Origin of the sequence: Corynebacterium sp. 212_CJEI, assembly GCF_001055915.1 — a bacterium.
GTDB classification, from domain to species: Bacteria; Actinomycetota; Actinomycetes; order Mycobacteriales; family Mycobacteriaceae; genus Corynebacterium; species Corynebacterium jeikeium_D.
The window spans coordinates 70,146-90,509 of the sequence record NZ_JVPT01000050.1 but is presented as its reverse complement, the minus strand read 5'-3'; the positions used below and the strand labels follow the sequence as shown (position 1 = coordinate 90,509).

Sequence of the window (20,364 nt, the reverse complement as noted above, 5' to 3'; positions counted from 1 at the left end):
GAGTACTCACCATGACTACACCACTGACGTATACACACGAGGCCCGTTTTGAGGACGACGTTGTCGCTATGCTGCGCCGTCACGGCTGGGATGAGGTACTTGACCGTCCCACTGAGCGCCAGCTCATCGAGAATTGGGCTGAGATTCTTTACAACAACAACCGTGACCAGGACCGGCTAGGTGATGTGCCGTTGACATCGACTGAGATGGACCAGATCATCGAGCAGATCACTGAGCTGCGCACGCCGCTGCGACTCAACGAGTTCATTAACGGGCGTAGTGTGGCTATTACTCGTGATGCTCCTGAGGCGCACAACCTGGGCAAAGAAGTCTCGCTTAAAATCTACGACCGCCGCGAGATCGCTGGTGGTCAGTCCTGTTATCAGATCGCACGGCAGCCGAAGTTCTCTACGGCAGCCCACAAGCTTATGCCGGAGCGGCGCGGCGACCTTATGCTCTTGATCAACGGCATGCCGGTGATCCACCTTGAGTTGAAGCGCTCTGGTGTTCCTGTCTCGCAGGCTACGAACCAGATCATCAAGTACGCCCATGAGGGTGTCTACACTGGCCTGTTCTCGCTGGTGCAAATCTTCGTTGCGATGACGCCGACTGAATCGCTGTACTTTGCTAACCCTGGCCCCGGGGGCAAGTTCAACCCTGATTTCTTCTTCAACTGGGCTGATTTCAACAACGAGCCGATCAACGACTGGCCGGCGGTTGTCACTTCACTGCTGTCGATCCCCATGGCTCACCAACTCATCGGCTTCTACACGGTCACTGACCTCGCAGCCGGGGTGCTCATGGTCATGCGCTCATACCAGTACTTTGCAGCACACCGCATCGCTGACCGAGTAGAAAGCCACGAGTGGGGCAGCGACAACAAGGGCGGCTACATCTGGCATACCACCGGCTCTGGCAAGACCATCACTAGCTTTAAGACCGCGCAGCTTATCGCTGACTCTAAGAACGCCGACAAGGTTGTGTTCCTGCTTGACCGTGTGGAGCTGGGCACGCAGTCGCTGGCGAACTACCGCAGCTACGGCGGAGATACCATCGACGTTGCAGACACCGCTAGCGCTGATGAGCTGCTGCGGCTGCTGACAAACGACACGTCAGTGCTGATTGTGACATCACTGCAGAAGTTCCATCACTTGCAGGCTGAGACCCTGCGCGCGCCAGTCCTGAAGAAGCTGCGTGAGAAGCGCATCGTCTTCATCGTTGATGAGGCACATCGCTCCACCTTCGGAGACATGCTGCTGGGCATCAAGACCACGCTGCCAGACGCGCTGCTCTTTGGCTTTACAGGTACTCCGATCCACGACGAAAACCAGAAGGTGCATTCCACCACTGCCACTATCTTCGGCAATGAGCTGCACCGCTATTCCATTGCCGACGGTATTCGTGACGGCAATGTGCTCGGCTTCGATCCCGAGATGGTCGAAACCTTTCGCGCGCATGATGTTCGTGAAACCATTGCTTTGGAACGAGCGAAGGCTACCAATGAGCAAGATGCTTTTAGCGACCCAAAGAAAGAAAAGGTCTTCCTCAAGTTCATGGACAAGGCGCAGGTCCCGATGGCCGGTGTGCGCCATGATGACGGCTCCTACGACAAAGGCATCGAAGACTACCTGCCAATGTCGCAGTACAACCAGCCTGAGCACCGTGCTGCTGTCGCTGCCGACATCGCGAAGCACTGGGGGCACCTCAGCCGAAACAACACTTTCCATGCAATTCTTGCCACTCACTCTATTCCTGAGGCAATCGAGTACTTCCGTATCTTCCGTGATACCTACCCGCAGTTGAACGTTACGGCGCTGTTCGATCCGAACATCGACAACACCGGGGATACACAGCTCGCTAAAGAAGACGGCCTCATCGAAGTGCTTGAGCATTACAACGCCAAGTTTGACCAGCACTTCACCATGCCGACGCACGACGCTTTCAAGCGCGATATTGCTGCGCGGCTGGCGCACAAGGCGCCGTACAACACGCCGACGTTTACACACGATAAGCAGATTGACCTGCTCATTGTCGTCGATCAGATGCTCACTGGCTTCGATTCCAAGTGGTTAAACACCCTGTATCTGGACAAGGTCATCGCCTACGAGAACATCATTCAGGCATTTTCGCGTACTAACCGCGTCTTTGGCCCAGAGAAGCCCTTCGGCTCTATCCGCTACTACCGCAAGCCGTACACGATGCAACGCAACATTGACGCCGCAGTCAAGCTCTACTCTGGTGATAAACCCTTTGGGCTGTTTGTCGATCGGCTCGACGAGCACTTAATTCAGATTAATCAGTGCTTTACCGTTATTAAGCGACTCTTTGCTGGCATCGATGACTTCTCTCGATTGCCGGACGATGAAGCTGATCGCCTTGAGTTCGCCAAGGTGCTTCCCGAACTATACGAGCATCTCCAAGCAGCACAGGTCCAGGGCTTTACCTGGGAGCAAGACACGTACCAGTTTGCCGACACCGAGATTACAGTCGAACTGACTGAGTCGGTGTACATCGCGCTGCTGTCGCGCTACAAGGAACTTGACCGTTCTGGCGGTGAACCCGAACCGGAACCAGGCGGGGGAGGCGAGGATGACCGCCCGCCGTACGACATCAACGTTCACATCACACACATCGACACTGCACGTATTGACGCTGACTACCTCAATGCGAAGTACACGAAGTACTTACGCGCTATTGAGGCTGGCCTGCCGCAGTCTGAACTCGATGAACTGCTTTCAGACCTGCACGCGGGCTTTGCCCGCTTAAGCGCTGACGACCAGGTCTTTGCGAACCGCTGGCTCCATGACATCCAATCCGGCGATGCTGTTCTTGAGCCTGGTAAGGCCGTACAGGACTACATCAACGAGTACAAACTCTCACAGCAAGACCGCGAGATTGATCAGCTTGTGCGCGCTATCGGTGTTGATCCTGAACTGCTGCGAATAATCCTCGCCGCGCACGTGGATGAGGCTCATATCAACGAATACGGCCGTTTCGATGGTGTCATTAGCTCTGTTGACCTGGATGCTGCTGCCGATTACTTCCATCAACAGACCGGTAAGAAGCTCCCGCGTTTTAAGATCCGCATGGCCACCGACAAGCTCTTGCGCGGATACGTTCTGCACCACAGTCTTCCTGCGGACCTCGAAGAAGCAGCGGCAGAAACAGCGGAGGTATAACCGTGCTTATCGGATACACCCGTGACTCCACATCCAAGCAGCGGGGGGGGGATCGCTCGACCCCAGCGAGAGACGTGTATCGACGCTGGCTACGATTCGAACCACATTTACACTGGCAGGATTTAGGACGCGAAGAGGCAGCGGCCAGGGGGGGGGGGGGAGATGACGCGTTAGCGTACATGCGCTCTGACGACACATTCGCTGTTACGCGCTTAGAAGGCTGGAGCCAGCCGGGTAGAGACGGGCGTCACCACCGCTAGCTTCGGTGAGTGTGAGATCAATACAGCGGAGTAGCAGATCCGAAGACAATGCTTAGCAATTAGCAAACTTAAGTTGCGGAGAAATTCATCAATAGCGGGAAGGGCATCAGTGTCGTGGCCGTATTTAAGCATATTGCGGCTAACGATTTACAGAGCAATCCGGCGCATCCTTTACTGTTACCAGGTCATCGACAATGCCTCCGGCCTAGTCCATGACGCAAATGATGGGGTCGACGAGGTGGGCAAGCCACGCTACATCGTGGAGCTCATCGGGCGTGTGGTCCGTGTGGTGATGGAGACAGAGCGAATTGTGAAGGATTTATCTTCTTTAGGCGAGGACAGTTGCATTATCTTATTTCATTTTTTAATTGGTGGACAACAAGTCGAACAGAGGCTCTCATCTCATTTGCGGCTTTGATGGTTGCAACAATTTCGGTAGTAGTTGCTCTTTTGAATTTTCGACAAATCCGAGATTCTCAAATTGAATCAACGCGTCCTATCATGCAGGCGACTCTGCTTCCGCCCATAAAACCAGAAGATGACTTAAGTATTGAAATTACGAATTCTGGCAAAACAGAAGCTAATAATATTCAGTTTAGGTTCATTCCACCGCTACCTACTCCTGTTTCTTTGAAAGAATTAAATAGTAGATGTCCTAGCGGACGGCATTATTCAATGCGGCCGCTGGATCTTTTAAAGCAGGGATTGTTGCAAAAAGACTATAAAGCATGGTTGCCAGGATTTAAGGCTTCATTTCCATATTGGACTACTGCTGAAGAATCAAAACTTGAGATTTCGAGTGAAGGAGTATTAGCGAGTACAGTTCTTGAAATCTCCTATGAGGATCACAAAGGGCGGAAATATTCGAGCGAGTTCTCTTTAGATCCGTCAATCTATCGTGGCAAGATTTTTAGTCCCACGGAAATGGAGAGAATTGTTAAAGAGCTAAAGTCCATTCGGAGTGAGATTAAGAAAGGAAATGCTAACTGAGATCTTGGTAGTATGCTTCGTTTAATTTTCGGCTAAACGAGAGCTTCGAGATGCTGAGTGGTGATTGTTGTTTCCTACTGTGAATATTGATGCCTCGCCGGGTGTGACCTGTCGTTGCGGGGTTACTTGAGTGGGCTTCAGGTCTTATGCAATCGGGAGACTGTTTTTACGTAAATAGGACGCCCGATGCGGACACTCAGTTTCTTCAACAACAAGGGTGGAGTGGGGAAGACCACGCTTTCCACCAATGTCGCCCATTATTTCGCTCGTCAGGGTAAACGAGTACTCTATGTAGATTGCGATCCGCAGTGTAATGCCACACAGCTCATGCTGACTGAAGAACAGCACGCGAAAATCTACCTGAGCAGTAAGAATGTTGAGCAAGCCGAGCGGGACTCGCTGGCTAATACCGTCTACGCGTTGTTCATTCCGCTACGGGAGGGCGAGACCGATATCGAACCTGACATCCGACCGGTGCGGTCCGAACGGTTTGGTGTCGATGTTCTGCCAGGGCACCCGGCTCTTTCCAACCTTGAAGTGACGCATGGCAGTCATCGCTAGCCAAGAAAACTGGTGATTTTCGGCGAATCCACTGGGCCGGGCAGTTGGCTGTGGCTATGGAGGATGAGGATCGGTACGACTACATCTTCTACGACGTGGGACCGTCGTTAGGCCCGTTCAATCGCACCGTACTTCCGGGCTGCGACGCCTTCGTTACTCCGACGTCAACCGACCTGTTTAGCTTTCACGCCTTTGGAAACCTCGCCAAGTGGTTTAACGACTGGGTGACTGAGTACAGCGAAATTTCCGAGGGGAATCTTGCTCAGTGGAGGAACTACTCGCCAGATATTTCGAAGAAAACTCGAAAGCTTCGGCTGCTCGGACACGATGGGCGTGGGCTTCAGTATCTTGGCTACGCAACGCTGGAATACGTGAAGCGGCGCTCGAACGGTAAAGAGCAGCTGGTCGGAGCGTTTGAACGATTCCGCGGCAAGTTTGACGACGAAGCAAAGCGAATCGGCGATAACCTCGGGCATTCGTGTGACCAGAACCTGATTGGGCATGTGCCGCACATGTACTCCATGCCGGCGGCCGCCCAGGACAGTCATTCACCAATTGCAGACCTGCAAGCAACCGATGGCGTGCGGGGAACTCAGCTGAACCAGCGCACTGGCTATGCAGAGAAAATTGATGAAGTCGCTGCGCTGGTTCTAGAGCGGTTGGAGAGTTAGGTGCTGTTGGTCTTGGTTCCCTAGCATGTCTTTGACGCTTAGCGTTGGCGTGTAGGTGAGGCCGTTTTCGTACGTGCGAGCAATCCTGGCGTGGAAAGTATTTCCAGAAGTGAGTAGTGCTCAAATGCAAGGAATGTGTTCCCTAAACGCCAAGAGAATTCGTGTAACTGTGGAACAATTATCGGCATGAGCATGTACGCCGTGAACCAGCACACAGTCGAAACGCTGCTTGGATGGATTGAGAGCGACACTATCGCTATCCCCGAAATGCAGCGACCATTTGTATGGAACAGTACAAAAGTTCGCGATTTGATGGACTCGCTGTATCGCGGGTTCCCGGTGGGGTTCCTCATTACTTGGCAAAGTCAACAGGTACCGGTTAAAGGCGGCGGCCATGCCGGTTATCAGCAGATTCTGATTGATGGTCAACAGCGCATTACTGCTTTGCGTGCTGCCGTTGCCGGGCAGCCGGTGATGGGCAAGGACTTTAAGACCAAGCGGATTGTTATCTGCTTCAATCCGCAAACTGAGGAATTTGCGACTGCAACACCAGTGCTGAAGAAGCAACCGGAGTGGATCTACGACATCTCGGAGTTCCTGCGGTCGAACAATGTTTATCGGCCGATGAACGAGTACATGGCGAAGAACCCTGAAGCCGACGGCGAAGTAGTTGCGACTGCGCTGGAAAAGCTGATGGGAATCAAGAAAGCCCCAATTGGAATCATTGCACTGAGCGATGAGCTCGATATCGAGACTGTTGCCGAAATTTTTGTGCGCATCAACTCCAAGGGCGTAGCACTGTCTAGCGCCGACTTCGTCATGAGCAAGATTAGTTCCTACGGAGATCAAGGGCGCAACCTGCGGAAGCTCATTGACTACTTCGCACATCTAGCAGTAAGTCCGCATGATTACGGCGAGCTCCGTAATGATGAAGAGTTTGTGCAGACTCAATACTGGCGGGAGATTGAGTGGCTTAAAGATGACACCGAGGATCTCTACGATCCGTCGTATGTAGACCTTATTCGTGTCGCGTCGATGGTCGCGTTTCGGCGTGGTCGGGTTTCATTCGTTGTTCGTGAACTCAGCGGCCTCGATCCTGAAACCAGAAAGTTTTACCCTGAGCGAATTCCGGAAGCGTACAACAAGTTCGAACAAGCGCTACTCCGCGTCGTTAACAAGTATGAGTTCAAGAAGTTCTTGGTAATTCTGCGATCGACAGGCTTTATCAAGAAAAACATGATTACCTCAAGCAACGCGGTCAACTTTGCGTACGCGCTGTTCCTCATCATGCGTGCGGACGGCCGGCCGGATCCGGAGGTTAGTAGCGTCGTTAGGCGATGGTTTGTAATGACGCAGTTGACCAGTAGAGCGTCAGGTAGTTTTGAGTCGACTTTTGAACGAGATTTGCGTGCAATTGACCGAGTCGGGCCGGTCGCAGCGTTGAAGGAGCTTGAAGAAGGCGAGCTGGGAGAGAGCTTCTGGACGGTAACACTGCCTCAGCGTTTCGATTCGTCGAGCGTGAGTAATCCGCAATTCCGCGCCTTTATGGCTTCGCAGGTTAAGGCGCAGGCAACGGCGTTCTTAAGTAAGCACGCGCTAGTAAGCTCGATGATTGAAGTCCAAGGCGATATTCATCACCTAGTTCCGAAAGACTATCTTCGCAAAAGTGGGGTCAACGATAAGCGCGACTACAACCAGGTAGCCAACTACGCGTTCGCAGAGACTGCGGTAAATATTCGAATCGGCAACCGTATGCCCTCTGAATATTTGGGCGAGGTGTTCTCCCAAATTGAGTCCGGTGAGTCGACGCTCGGTGAGATTACGTCGCGTGAGGATCTTGACCGTAACTTCGAAATCAACGCCATTCCGCAGTCGCTGGTTGACACAACTGTTGAGAACTACCACGAGTTCCTGCAGAAGCGTCGCTCTTTGATGGCAGTGAAGCTTCGCGAATACTACAGGGATTTGTAGATTTACTTGTGGAGTATGACTCCCACAGATTGAAAAAGGTCCAAAGAATCTCGTGGGAATCGCGGAATAATCAGCTGACGGCTGTTACGCAAGCACGCAGTTACCGATTAGCCGGTCAATTGCACGGACATCGAGGCCGCGGCCAATTTTAATTTTGATTTTGCCCGCACGAGTCCACAGCTCGATTTCAGCGTTGAAATCCAGAGTGCCTGCGTTTTCTGTGGACCACATGTTGATGGAGCTGTACGGAAGCGAATACATCTCCACCTTTTTGCCGGTCAATCCCTGCGCATCTCGTACGATTAAACGCTTATTGGTGAAGATTGCAGAGTCTCGGAATGTCTTGAATGCCACGTAGGGCTGTTCGCCTTGAACCATCAGCTCCTGTGCGTCCTTAGGAATTGGGGTCTCTTCGACAAAAGTCCAACTAGTGATTTCTGCAGCTTCCACGGGATCCTCCAAGGGAAGTAAAAGTAATTTTCGGCTGCATAATTTTACGATTAATTCGTTAGTTAATGAAAAATATTTTTATCGGGTGTACCTGGGCTAACTCCTGAATTGGTGCTTGAGCAGGTGCTTGCGCCTGCAAGTATCGAGATATTTGCAGCCGCTGTCAGTGCAGCGTGCACAGGAATGGGGCGGGTGCGCGCTTCTGTTTCACCCGATGGCCGACATCACTTTAAAAGCCTGCAGAACTGGGGGGGGATAGTATTATAGTTATATTTAGTTCACATTTTATTAACCCTGTTTAGGGGCTTTGGTTGGTCGCCTATCAGAGTACGATAACGATTCATAGCCTGTAATTTTTGGCTCTTGCCCATGCCGTAGTTCTTATTGGAAGCGTTTTGCTATTCACTGTTCTACGCAAGGAGTAATCATGGGCACTCATCGAGCATTTTCGAAGCTGGCACGGTCGGCCACAGCACTGGTAGCCGCAGCTGGTGTCGCTATGGCAGCGGCTCCTATCGCGGCTGCCGCACCGGCTTCGGCAACTGGTAATGATCAGGTCCTGTCCTGGACCGAAATGGGCGAGTGGGGCCCAAAGGCAAATGATTTCCCCACCGTCATGGTCAATCAGGGGATGACGGAAAACATCAGTCCAGAGGGCACAAATGTGCACTGTGTTCCTGCTCCTGGAGAGAATCCGGTGGTCATGATTCACGGGATGAACTCGAACTCGTACCAGACCTATGCGCGCATGGCACCGGAGCTAAAGGCAATGGGTAAGTGTCTGTACGCATTTAACGTCGGCAAGCTAGGTCCTGACGAGTTTTCGGTGCTGGGCTCTATTCCAACCATGCGCAACATGACCCCGCTCGACACCGCTTTGGCTGAGCTGACTGCAAAGATTGACACCCTCAAGGCTGAAACTGGTGCTACCGCCGTCGATATTGTTGGTCACTCTGCTGGTGGCACCTTGGCTGCCGCTTACGCCAAGCAGGAGCAGGGCCGGGGTATAGGCACGGTAGTGTCCCTGGCGGGCGTCCTGCACGGCACATCGCTGCTCGGTATCTCCTATGGTTTGGAGCAGCTCGACCAGTTCGACAACGCTGGCAATAAGGCTGCGGGGTACATTGTCAGCCCGAGCCTGGTGGATCTGCTGCAGCATAGCGAGTTCATGGCCAAGATGAATGAGGGCGGCTTGGAGCAGCCGGGTGTCAACTATGTTGCAATTTCTACCCAGGTTGATGAAGCCGTCACTCCCATGGCTGCAAGTCAGTGGCAGGCACCAACGTCCAACAATATCCTCCTGCAGGATGGGTGCTCTGCCGATCTGTCGGGCCACATCGGACTGACTTTCTCGCCGCGGGCAATTGCGCTGGTAGCTAATGCGCTGGGGCGCAATGTTGAGGTTCCATGTGTACCGGTAACTGGCTTTGTGGAAGGCGGCATCAATGACAATGCCGGTGTTCGCCCTGAACATGTCAATGCCGTTTCTGATGGCATCACGGAAATCGACGGACGCATCGCGCAGGCTGCGGGTACGTCGCAGCCGCGATAGTAGCCGGCGGTAGAACCGGACAAGGGTTAGGGTGCGTTGTCGGCAGTAGCTACTAGCTGTCGGAACGCGCCTTTTTCGCCATCAAATCCAGGGCAATGGCGGCACCAATAATCGCGGCGCGTAGCTGTGGCGGCAAATCATCCTTGAGCTGCAGTACATAGCGCTCATTGCCGGTTAGCATATTTGTAAAACCCGACCACTTGCGGGACATCTGTGCAACTTCGATGTCATTAATCTTGAAGGTTGCGTCGTAATGCCAAACGTCGCCGTCGACCTCGCAATTGGCAAAACCGGGGATGGAAATTTCCAGCCGCCGCTTAAAGAACGCAAACTTCTGCTGAATAGTTGCCAATAGGCGCGAAGCCTCTGCTCCAGTCTGCTGCTTGCCTTCAGAGGATGTCGCCTGCGGGTCGGGGTAGTAGACCTCGTAGCTGTCAAGGGCGAAATCGGTCGGATCGGTAATAACGAATACCGGAGTGCGGTCTGGCTCGGACACTGTCAGACGACGAGAGCCCATAAACATTCGGCTCAGCGTGCCGCCAGTAGTTTCAATCTTGCCGATGCAATTGCCCTCGGTATCCAGGATGTCGAAATCATCCGCCATGAAGTTTCGAATCTGCTGGATAACGATAGTGTTGTGCGAGAGCAATCCCTGGTAGTGCCCTTGCTGTGGCGGAAGCTGTTCAGGTGCGGGAAGTTGCTGCTCCGGCGTGGAAGGCTGCCGGGGTTCGGAAGGCTGCTCGGGCGCGGACGGCTGCTGCGCGGAAGCCTCTTCCGCATCATTTTGTGGAATCTGATTCCACAGTGACTTTGGATTATCCCAATATGAAGTCATGGCAACAGCCTTCCTTTGATGAGTCTTGGGGCAGGCGAGTGGGTTAGAAGTTCTCTACGAGCGCCTTGTTGAAAGCCTCAAGATCAGCCGGGGTGCGAGAGGAAATCAGGTTGCCGTCAACGACAACTTCCTCGTCGACCCAGTTGGCGCCAGCGTTCACCAGGTCGGTCTTGACGCTGATGTAGGAGGTAATCGTGCGGCCCTTCAGTGCATCCGCATCGGTGAGAATCCAACCGCCGTGGCAAATCACGCCGATAGGCTTGTCGGCTGCGGTGAATCCCTTCACCAGGGCCACGGCATCCTTATCGATGCGAATCTGGTCAGCATTCACGGTGCCGCCCGGCAGAATCAGAGCATCGTAATCATCAGCAGAAACGCTGCTGGTCAGCTTATCGACGTCCACCTTCGTACCATTCTTGCCCTCAATGGAGCCTTCTTCGGTGGAGATAACGTGCACGGTCGCACCGGCATCCTTTACGGCCTCAGCCGGGCTAGTCAGCTCGGAGTCCTCGAATCCGTCAGTGGCCAAAACTGCAATGGTCTTATTCGTTAAATCAGTCATAGCCCCGAGGGTAACGACGTGATCGCATTTATGCATCCGCCCGAGTATTGTTTTGCATGCAATATTGAAAAATTATCTTGATGGAGGGCGAAAAATGCCTCACTATGAAGTTCTTCAGGTGGTTCTGAAGGAAAAGTTCATCGGTACCGGCTCGGCTAACTTGACGGAGCTTGAGCGGGTAATCAACGACAAGGCTTCGCAGGGCTTCCGGCTGCACACGATTACTACTGCCTCTTCAGGCAGTAAGGGACTGATGGGTGGTGACCGCATCCAGGCGACGATGATCTTCGAGAGTCTTACCTAGTTGCGTAATCAATATCCGCCATTATGAAAAGTCGCTTGCGCTCACACCCGCGCAAGCGATATTCTGAAGTCCCGTGGTTACGAAATACATCATCGTTACAGGAGGCGTAGCCTCCTCCCTCGGCAAAGGCTTAACTGCGGCTTCGCTCGGCCGCCTGCTCACCTCGCGTGGTCTGAAAGTGACTATGCAGAAGCTCGATCCCTACCTCAACGTGGATCCGGGCACCATGAATCCCTTCCAGCACGGCGAGGTCTTCGTCACCGAAGACGGCGCAGAAACCGACCTCGACCTGGGTCATTACGAGCGTTTCCTCGATCGCAATCTCTCCGCCGGCGGTAACGTCACCACCGGCAAGGTCTATTCCTCGGTCATCGCCAAGGAGCGTCGCGGCGAATTCCTTGGACAGACAGTCCAGGTCATCCCGCACATCACCGATGAAATCAAATCCCGCATCGTCGCTATGGGCAATGCCGACGCAAACGGCGAAAAGCCCGACGTGGTCATCACCGAAATCGGAGGCACTGTCGGCGATATCGAATCGCAGCCCTTCCTGGAAGCCGCGCGTCAAGTGCGTCACGACGTCGGCCGCGAGAATGTCTTCTACTTGCACGTTTCGCTGGTTCCATACCTCGGCCCCTCCAAGGAACTGAAGACCAAGCCCACCCAGCATTCGGTGGCCGAACTTCGCTCGATTGGACTGGTTCCCGATGCCGTCGTTTTGCGATGCGACCGCGACGTCCCCGACTCCCTCAAAAACAAGATTGCGCTGATGTGCGACATCGACCGCGAGGGCGTGGTGTCCTGCCCGGATGCGCCGAGCATCTACGACATCCCGAAGGTCCTCTACGACGAGCACCTGGACACTTTCATTATCCGCCGCCTCAACCTGCCGTTCCGCGACATGGATTGGGCCGTGTGGGGAGACCTCCTCGAGCGGGTCCACAATCCGAAGGGGGAGGTTACGGTGGCGCTCGTCGGCAAGTACATTGACCTGCCGGATGCCTACCTGTCCGTCGCGGAAGCCGTGCGGGCCGCCGGTTTCGCCCACCGGGTGAAGGCGAATATCCGCTGGGTCGCCTCCGATGACTGCGAAACCCCCGAGGGGCTGAAAGAAAATATGGCCGGCGTTGACGCGATTGTCATCCCCGGTGGCTTCGGCGGGCGCGGCATCGAAGGCAAGATCGCGACCATCCGCTACGCCAAGGAAACCGGCACGCCGCTGCTGGGAATCTGCCTGGGTATGCAGTGTGTCGTCATTGAGGCGGCACGCACCGCAGGCGTTGAGGGCGCGTCATCCACCGAGTTCGATGAGAACGCGGCCGAGCCGGTCATCGCCACGATGGAGGAACAGCTCCAGGCCGTCTCCGGTGAGGCTGACCTGGGCGGATCCATGCGCCTGGGTTCCTACCCGGCGAAGCTCGCCGAAGGCTCCGTCGTCGCCGGTCTCTATGGCACCACCGATGTCACCGAGCGCCACCGCCACCGCTACGAGGTCAACAACGCCTACCGCGCCCAGCTCGAAGAAGCAGGCCTGGTCATCTCCGGCACCTCGCCGGACGGCAAGCTCGTCGAATTCGTCGAATACCCCACAGACGTGCACCCATACCTCGTGGCCACGCAGGCGCACCCGGAGCTGAAGTCACGCCCCACCAACGCCCATCCGCTTTTCGACGGCCTCATCGCCGCAGCCCTCAAGCGCAACTAGCCTCGGCTCCGCGAGGGCGAATCCGGCCTACCTATTAGAGTAAATCTCATGGCGCATCAATTTGACGTTGTTGATTCCGAGATTGTTCTCGAGGCACCTATCATCGCAGTTCGTCGCGACCAGGTGCGAATGCCGGGTGGGAAAGTGTCCGCCCGCGAGATCGTAGAGCACTTCGGCGCTGTTGCAGTCGTTGCCGCAGATGAGGATAACCGCCTCTACCTGCTCAATCAGTGGCGGCAGGCAGCGGGGCAGCGCCTGGTGGAGTTACCGGCCGGGCTTCTCGATGTCGCGGACGAAGACCCGCTGGAGGCCGCCAAGCGCGAGTTAGTGGAGGAAGCCGGACTGGAGGCCGAGTCCTGGTCCCTGCTTACCGATATGTTCAGCTCGCCCGGCTTTGCAGAGGAAGCGGTTCGGATCTATCTGGCCAGGGGGCTCCGTGCCGTCGATAAGCCGGAAGCCCACGATGAGGAAGCGGACATGACTGCGTCGTGGATTGGCGTGGAGGACGCGGTGGCGATGGCGCTGCGCGGAGAGATCCTCAACGGCATCGCGCTGTCCGGCATTTTGCTGGCGGCGGAGGTGCTGCTGCGGGGTGCGACGCCGCGCTCGGTCGTGGAGCCGTTCGACATTCGGCCGACGGCCCTGGCCAAGCGTCGAACCGAGCAGCTCGGCGCCGGCGCGGATCTGAAACGCATCCGATGAGTTCGATCGATCCGCTTGTCGACGCCTTCGTCACCTACCTCGCGGTGGAAAAGGGGCTGTCGGCGAATACGCTCGCCAGTTATAAGCGCGACTTGGAGAAGTACCGCACCTATCTGCGGGAGATTGGGCGTACGGAATTGGCGCAGGTCACCGAGCAGGATGTGTCAGAGTTCCTGGCGTATCTGGCGCGGGGAGATAAGTCGGCGGGAAGGCCAGCGCTGGCCCCGACCTCGGTGACGCGGTCGCTGTCGGCCGTGCGGAGCTTCCACAAGTTCGCGGTGGGTGAAGGCGCGTTGGATGCGGATGTCGCCAAGCGGGTGGCGCCGCCGAAGCAGCCCTCGCGGTATCCGAAGGCGCTCAGCATTGATGAGGTCACCCGGCTTATCGAGTCCATCCCCGACGATGAGACCGCCGACGTGACGGATTTGCGCAACCGTGCACTGGTGGAGTTTCTGTATTCGACGGGGGCTCGTGTTTCGGAGGTCACCGGCCTGGATATCGATGACGTGGACCGCGAAACCAACCTGGTGTTGCTGCGTGGTAAGGGCGGCAAGGAGCGCATCGTGCCCGTGGGATCGCCGGCCATGGCGGCGCTGGATGCGTGGCTGACACGCGGGCGGCCGAGCTGGGTGCGGGCAAACTCTGGGCCGGCACTGTTTATCAACTCGCTGGGGCGCAGACTGTCTCGGCAATCGGCAGGAAATACACTGGCGGAGCTGGGTGAGCGCGCCGGGCTGAAGGTGAAAATTTCCCCGCACACCCTGCGCCACAGTTTCGGTACACACCTCATCGAAGGCGGTGCTGATGTGCGCGTTGTCCAAGAGCTGCTGGGGCACGCCTCGGTGACGACGACCCAGATTTACACCATGATTACCGCGGAGAATATGCGACGAGTCTGGGCGGGGGCTCACCCACGGGCTGAATACTCGCGGTAATATATCGCGCAGTAGAATTGATGAGAAATCTTCAAGGAAGAGGGATTGACTGTGGCTGAAGAAGGGTTGTTTGAGGCCGATCGAGTTGAACTCGGTCTCACCGGTCGTCCGGCACGTGAGCTGCCGGAACCCGCACCCCTGAACAGTCACGGCCCCGCAGTCATCCTGGCAATGTGTAACCAGAAGGGCGGCGTGGGTAAGACCACCTCGACCATTAACCTGGGCGCAGCGCTGGCAGAGTTCGGCCGTAAAGTCCTGCTCGTTGACTTGGACCCGCAAGGCGCACTATCCGCCGGTCTTGGTGTTCCTCATGAGGAACTCGACCTGACGGTCTACAACCTCATCGTCGACGACACCACCGATGTCCGCGATGCCATTCATCACACCAAGGTCTCCGGCCTGGACCTCGTTCCGGCCAACATCGACCTGTCGGCGGCGGAAATCCAGCTTGTCAACGAAGTCGGCCGCGAGCAGGCCCTCGGACGCGCGCTGCGCCCAGTGATGAATGACTACGACTTCATCATCATTGACTGCCAGCCGTCGCTAGGCCTGCTGACCGTCAATGCGCTGACCATCTCCGAGGGCGTCATCATCCCAATGGTGGCGGAGTACTTCTCCCTGCGCGGTCTGGCACTGCTCACCGACACGGTGGCCAAGGTCCGCGACCGCCTGAACTTCAACCTGGAAGTCTCCGGCATCCTGGTCACCATGTTCGACCGCCGCACGCGCCACGCCAAGGAAGTCATGGAACGCCTCATCGAGGTCTTCGGGGACAAGGTCTTCGACACGGTCATCACTCGTACCGTCCGCTTCCCGGAAACCTCCGTCGCCGGCGAGCCCATCACCACCTGGGCACCGAACACCCCAGCTGCGGCGCAGTACCGCAACCTGGCCCGCGAGGTCATCGAGCGCAAAGGCCGCAAATAATAGGTGACTTCCCCGGATAGTTACACTCCCGAACCGTCGTCAAGCGAGGGCGTGCAGGAAGAGATCACCGGCTTCCGCGTTGCGCTCGCGAACTTCAACGGGCCATTTGACCTGCTGCTGCAGCTCATCAGCAGCAAAAAGATGGACGTCACCGAGGTCGCGCTGGCGGCCGTGACGGACGAGTTCATCTCGTACACGCGCAGCCTCGACGCAGTCAGCGACCTCGATGAGATTACTGAATTCCTCGTCGTGGCAGCGACGCTGCTCGACCTCAAGACCGCACGGCTTCTGCCGCGTGGCGACGTCGACAGCGAAGAAGACCTCGAACTGCTAGAAGCGCGCGACCTGCTGTTCGCCCGACTGCTGCAATACCAGGCGTATGGCAAGGTAGCCGACCAATTCGAGGAGTGGCAGAAGACCGCGCCGCGGCGCTATCCGCGAGCTGTGGGGCCGGACAAGCAGTTCGAGGAGCTGCTGCCGCCCGTGCGCCTGGGCATGTCGCTCGGGGAGTTTGCCGAGTTTGCGGCCGTCGTGATGCGGCCGAAGCCGCCGGAGGAAGTCGGCGTCGGGCACATCCACGGTGTGCCCGTGTCCGTGCCGGAGCAGGCGGGCAAAATTCTGGACTCGCTGCGGCTGGCCGGCGAGGGGACCTGGTTGACGTTTACGCAGCTGACCTCGGAGTGCCGCGTGTCCATGGAGGTTGTCGGGCGGTTCCTGGCGCTGCTGGAGCTCTACCGAGCCAAGGCGATCGGTGTGGAGCAGGAGGAGGCGCTGGAGGAAATCCACGTGGCCTGGACCGGGCTGGACGTGGACCCGGCCGTCGTGGCGGCGGCGAACTGGGAGTAGGTGGCTGGGCTGCGTTGGGGCTGGCTGTTGGGGCTGGGCTGTTGGGACTTGGCTGTTGGGCGTGGGCTTGGTCGGGCGTGGGCTTGGTTGGGCTGGCGCTAACAGCTGATTAGCGCCCGGCCAATTAGCGCCCGGCGCGGGAGGTTGCGTAATCTGACGCGCATGAGCGAAACCAGTTCCGCACCATCCGAGCAGGCCGTGGAGCCCGTGTCTGCTTCTTCGGCGCAATTGCCGCCCATTGACCCGTTGCGAGCAGGCGTGGAGTCGATTCTGCTGGTAGTCGATACGCCGGTGGCGGCGGAGGATATGGCGCGGGCGCTGGATGTTTCCGCAAGTGATGTCCGTGACGTGCTTCGCGAGATCGAGTACGAATACCGTGCACGTCGCAGCGGCATTGAGCTGCGTGAAACGGATGAGGGCTGGCGCTTCTACACGGCTCCCGCGCACGCCAGCGCGGTGGAGCGATTCTTGCTGGATGGCTCGCAGTCGAAGCTCTCACGTGCAGCTATGGAGACGCTGGCAGTGGTGGCTTACCGACAGCCGGCCACGCGTGCGCAGGTCTCCGGTGTACGCGGTGTCAATGTCGATGGGGTGATGCGCACGCTGGTCGCGCGCGGTCTGATTGCGGAGTCCGGAGAGGACCCGGCAACCGGCGCGCATTTGTACGTTACGACGACGCTGTTCCTGGAGCTTTTGGGGATTGATTCGCTGGACCAGCTGCCTGATTTGGCTCCGCTGCTGCCTGAAGTCGACTTGATCGACGAGCCGTTGGACTAGGTGGGGTTCTGGGGCGGTTGGACAGGGGGCCTAGCTGGGCCGCGGGGCTGCGGGGCTGCGGGGCTCGCTCCATCGGCTAACCCACTTCACGACACGCGTGTCACCTCATGCCACCTCCACAGCTGCCACGAGGTGACGTGGGTGTCGTGAAGTCGCATTCCGGGCTGGGTATGCTGCTCGCTACAGCTCACTGCGAGCCTTTGCACCCACCACACCCACACCGCACACCACACCCACCACACGCATTGTGGATAACTCCCGAAAACTGCAAACTATCCACAGTCGACGCCAAATTGACGCCTTCTGAGCCTCCGTGTGAGCCCAAAAATGAGAACGTAGCACTCACCAACACTCGCAAACACTCACAAACACACAAACCCACAAACACTCACACCCCGCCACCCACCCACCAGCAGTTGCCTGGACCTCAGGAGCGCAATCCGATGCCGCAGTGGAACTACGACGCCGACGACATCATCCGTACCGGCCAGCAGCGCGAATGCGCCCGCCCCAGCACATTCGCAATCTCCCGAATCGGCCAGCACTCCGACCGAGATCTCCTCCGGCGGGCCAAAAGCGGCAGCCTCCTGTGGCTCGCACACGGCGCGTACGTGCCTGTCGACAGGTGGCTCACCCTAAACAGCACCGAACGCTACGTCCTGGAAATCAAAGCGCTCGTCCATCGCGACACCGCCACCGTAGTCACCCGCGATGCCGCCGCTGCTCTCCACGGTTTACCTCTACTCACGCACAACACTCCCATCGCGATAGCCAACTCCGGCCGCACGCGCGGGCAATCGCGAAGCACGCCGAATGGCCCGTACCAGCCGCACAAACGCCTCATCCGCGTCTCCGGCCGGATTCTCCCCGAGGACATCGTAGAAATCGATGGCCGCCTCGTCACCGATGTCCCAAAGTCCGTCATCGACGTCTGCCGTTCCCGCACCCCGCACAATGCACTAGTGCTTGCCGACGCCGCCCTCCAGCGCCACACCGACACCGAGGAACTGTTGGCCACGTTGGATGCATATCCGCGTGCTCCGGGAAATGCACAGGCCAGGAGGTTGTTGCGGCAGGCGACAGCGTCGTCGGAAAGCATTGGGGAATCGCTCACTAAAGAAGCAATCGTCCAGGCGGGGCTAGCTGCTGTCGACGATTCTCGGGCTCCGTTGCTTCAGCAGGTTTCCTTTCGGGATGATCGTGGCTTCATCGCACGCGTGGACTTTTACCTGCCCGAACTTGGGCTGGTCGTCGAGTTCGACGGCCGTATGAAATACACCGACGGTGGAGTCGCGGACACGCAGGTGGCAATCGCAAAGGAGCTGGAGCGCGAAAAGCGCCTGAAGAACCTCGGGTTGAATGTCATCCGGATCGTCTGGTCACAGCTTTTCGACGGCTCCGCCGTAGCCACCTTGCGGCAAGCAGCCGCGGAAATCCGGCGTCACCTAGCAAATGGTGGTAGTTGCTATCGCGGTAACTACGCCTTCGCGCGGCAGCCCATCACGATCACAGGTAAGGCGGCCGAGTTGGCCATGCGTCGCCGACGGGTGTGGAGCCAGGCGGGGCGGCTGTACTAGCTGGCTGGCTCATCGGGCCACCCCAACCTCACTTCACGACACAGGTGTCACCTCATGCCACCTCCACAGCTGCCACGAGGTGACATGGGTGTCGTAAAGTCACTGAGACTGTCTGTAATCCTTGCGAGAAGCTCCACCACCAACCCCGAACGGCGTTCAAGTCTGGCGCTGTACAGGTATTATGCTGAGTATCATGACAGCCTCGGAAACCGCCCAGCCGCACACCCCGCAGCACTCCCAACCACCCGCCCAACCACACACCCAGCCAGCCATCGCCGACCTCGCCCAATTCGACGCCGACCACATCTGGCACCCATACGGCCCCATCCCGTCGCCGGTCGCGCCCAAGCTGGTCGAGTCCGCCGAGGGCGTCAACCTCCACCTCGCCGACGGCCGCACCCTCATCGACGGCATGAGCAGCTGGTGGGCCGCTTGCCACGGCCACTCGCACCCGAAGCTGGTCGCAGCCGCGAAGAAGCAGGCCACCACGATGTCGCATGTCATGTTCGGCGGACTCACGCACCGTCCGGCCATTGAGCTGGCGGAGAAGCTCCTAAAGCTCGCAGGCCCCGGCTTCGATGCCATTTTCTACTCCGACTCGGGTTCGGTCTCCGTCGAAGTGGCGATTAAAATGGCGCTGCAGTACCAGCAGGCCAAAGGCCATCCCGAGCGCACCCGCCTGGCCACTTGGCGCGGCGGCTATCACGGCGACACTCGCGCGCCCATGACCGTCTGCGACCCCGAGGGCGGCATGCATTCGCTGTGGACGGGGCAGTGGACTCCGCAGGTCTTCGCCGACAAACCACCCGCCCGCGGCGCAACCGAGGAGGAACGCGCACGCTATCTCGCGCACTTCGATTCGCTTATCGACGACTCCGTCGCCGGCATCATCATTGAACCGGTAGTCCAAGGCGCTGGTGGCATGCGGTTCCATGACCACGAGCTGCTTGTGGGGCTCCGGAAGCTGTGTGACAAGCACGGGATTCTGCTCATCGCGGATGAGATCGCCACCGGCTTCGGCCGGGCCGGTGACCTGTTCACGACGCAGGCGGCCGGGATTGTGCCGGATATTATGTGTGTCGGCAAGGCGCTGACCGGCGGCTTTATGAGCTTCGCAGCCACCCTCACCACCGCCGACGTGGCTCGCACCATTTCCAGTGGTGCAGGCGGAGGTATCATGCACGGCCCCACCTTCATGGGAAACCCCTTGGCCTGTGCGGTGGCCTGCGCGCAGCTCGACCTGATTGCAGAGGGGCAGTGGCGTGAGGATGTCCCGCGCATCGAGTCCCGACTTCGCAACCAGCTCCAGCCCCTAGCCAGCAGCGATGCTGTGGCCGACGTGCGTGTCCTTGGCGCAATCGGTGTCGTGGAGATGCAGCGTCCAGTGGACATGGGCCTGGCCACCGCAGCGGCCGTCGATGCCGGGGTGTGGCTGCGGCCATTCGGCAAATTGGTGTACACCATGCCGCCGTACATCAGCACCAATGACGAGGTCGACCGTATCTGCGAGGCCATCGCCGCCATCGTCGCCGCCGAGGAAGAACGCAAGTAGCGCAACCA

The 20,364-nt window shown here is 57.5% G+C and carries 16 protein-coding genes and 1 pseudogene; 14 read left to right on the top strand and 3 right to left on the bottom strand.

All coding sequences use genetic code 11. From position 1 onward, the window contains the following. Positions 1-11: 11 nt before the first annotated feature. From ADB02_RS05520 to ADB02_RS05505, 4 genes and pseudogenes are all read left to right on the top strand, one after another. Positions 12-3,179 (top strand): type I restriction endonuclease subunit R, EcoR124 family, encoded by a 3,168-nt coding sequence (locus ADB02_RS05520; RefSeq protein WP_049189952.1) that lies wholly within the window; start codon positions 12-14, stop codon positions 3,177-3,179. A gap of 602 nt (positions 3,180-3,781) precedes the next feature. Beyond that, complete coding sequence (locus tag ADB02_RS11490; RefSeq protein ID WP_152682030.1) at positions 3,782-4,429, top strand: hypothetical protein; 648 nt, start codon at positions 3,782-3,784, stop codon at positions 4,427-4,429. A 186-nt stretch (positions 4,430-4,615) separates the two neighbouring features. After that, positions 4,616-5,661: pseudogene (locus ADB02_RS11815) on the top strand (ParA family protein). Positions 5,662-5,847: 186 nt separating this feature from the next. Further along, positions 5,848-7,632, top strand: a complete 1,785-nt coding sequence (locus ADB02_RS05505; protein WP_049189949.1) for a GmrSD restriction endonuclease domain-containing protein — start codon at positions 5,848-5,850, stop codon at positions 7,630-7,632. An 84-nt stretch (positions 7,633-7,716) separates the two neighbouring features. Here the strand turns inward: ADB02_RS05505 and ADB02_RS05500 are convergent, their stop codons facing one another. Beyond that, entirely contained in the window at positions 7,717-8,082 is a 366-nt protein-coding gene (locus tag ADB02_RS05500) for a PH domain-containing protein (RefSeq protein ID WP_049189974.1), read from the bottom strand. 427 nt (positions 8,083-8,509) lie between these two features. Here ADB02_RS05500 and ADB02_RS05495 point away from each other — a divergent pair, with 427 nt between their 5' ends. Further along, positions 8,510-9,634: an esterase/lipase family protein gene (locus ADB02_RS05495; RefSeq protein WP_049189948.1), complete on the top strand. Its 1,125-nt coding sequence runs from the start codon at positions 8,510-8,512 to the stop codon at positions 9,632-9,634. Between the two features lie 52 nt (positions 9,635-9,686). On the opposite strand, the gene ADB02_RS05490 is transcribed toward ADB02_RS05495, so the two are convergent. Then, positions 9,687-10,469 (bottom strand): LURP-one-related/scramblase family protein, encoded by a 783-nt coding sequence (locus ADB02_RS05490; protein WP_049189946.1) that lies wholly within the window; start codon positions 10,467-10,469, stop codon positions 9,687-9,689. 43 nt (positions 10,470-10,512) lie between these two features. After that, on the bottom strand, positions 10,513-11,031 hold the full coding sequence (locus ADB02_RS05485) for a type 1 glutamine amidotransferase domain-containing protein (protein ID WP_049189945.1): 519 nt from the start codon (positions 11,029-11,031) through the stop codon (positions 10,513-10,515). Between the two features lie 94 nt (positions 11,032-11,125). Here ADB02_RS05485 and ADB02_RS05480 point away from each other — a divergent pair, with 94 nt between their 5' ends. The 9 genes from ADB02_RS05480 to ADB02_RS05440 all read left to right on the top strand — a co-directional run bounded on the left by ADB02_RS05480 (position 11,126) and on the right by ADB02_RS05440 (position 20,356). Next, positions 11,126-11,335 carry a DUF4177 domain-containing protein gene (locus ADB02_RS05480; RefSeq protein ID WP_038625583.1) on the top strand — a complete coding sequence of 70 codons (210 nt, stop codon included), beginning with the start codon at positions 11,126-11,128 and terminating at the stop codon, positions 11,333-11,335. 73 nt (positions 11,336-11,408) lie between these two features. Continuing rightward, entirely contained in the window at positions 11,409-13,040 is a 1,632-nt protein-coding gene (locus tag ADB02_RS05475; protein ID WP_049189944.1) for a CTP synthase, read from the top strand. A 48-nt stretch (positions 13,041-13,088) separates the two neighbouring features. Further along, a complete protein-coding gene (locus ADB02_RS05470) occupies positions 13,089-13,742 on the top strand; it encodes an NUDIX domain-containing protein (RefSeq protein WP_049189943.1) in 654 nt (217 codons plus the stop codon). Next, positions 13,739-14,677 carry a site-specific tyrosine recombinase XerD gene (locus tag ADB02_RS05465; RefSeq protein WP_049189942.1) on the top strand — a complete coding sequence of 313 codons (939 nt, stop codon included), beginning with the start codon at positions 13,739-13,741 and terminating at the stop codon, positions 14,675-14,677. Before ADB02_RS05470 ends, ADB02_RS05465 begins: the two co-directional genes overlap by 4 nt. Before the next feature lie 51 nt (positions 14,678-14,728). Continuing rightward, positions 14,729-15,604, top strand: coding sequence for a ParA family protein (locus ADB02_RS05460; protein ID WP_049189940.1), 876 nt, complete (start codon positions 14,729-14,731; stop codon positions 15,602-15,604). A gap of 3 nt (positions 15,605-15,607) precedes the next feature. Further along, complete coding sequence (locus tag ADB02_RS05455; protein WP_187271199.1) at positions 15,608-16,450, top strand: segregation and condensation protein A; 843 nt, start codon at positions 15,608-15,610, stop codon at positions 16,448-16,450. 162 nt (positions 16,451-16,612) lie between these two features. Further along, a complete protein-coding gene (gene scpB, locus ADB02_RS05450) occupies positions 16,613-17,227 on the top strand; it encodes an SMC-Scp complex subunit ScpB (RefSeq protein ID WP_049189939.1) in 615 nt (204 codons plus the stop codon). Positions 17,228-17,670: 443 nt separating this feature from the next. Beyond that, positions 17,671-18,804: a hypothetical protein gene (locus tag ADB02_RS05445; protein WP_049189937.1), complete on the top strand. Its 1,134-nt coding sequence runs from the start codon at positions 17,671-17,673 to the stop codon at positions 18,802-18,804. A gap of 193 nt (positions 18,805-18,997) precedes the next feature. Further along, complete coding sequence (locus tag ADB02_RS05440; RefSeq protein ID WP_241482412.1) at positions 18,998-20,356, top strand: adenosylmethionine--8-amino-7-oxononanoate transaminase; 1,359 nt, start codon at positions 18,998-19,000, stop codon at positions 20,354-20,356. Positions 20,357-20,364 lie beyond the last annotated feature (8 nt).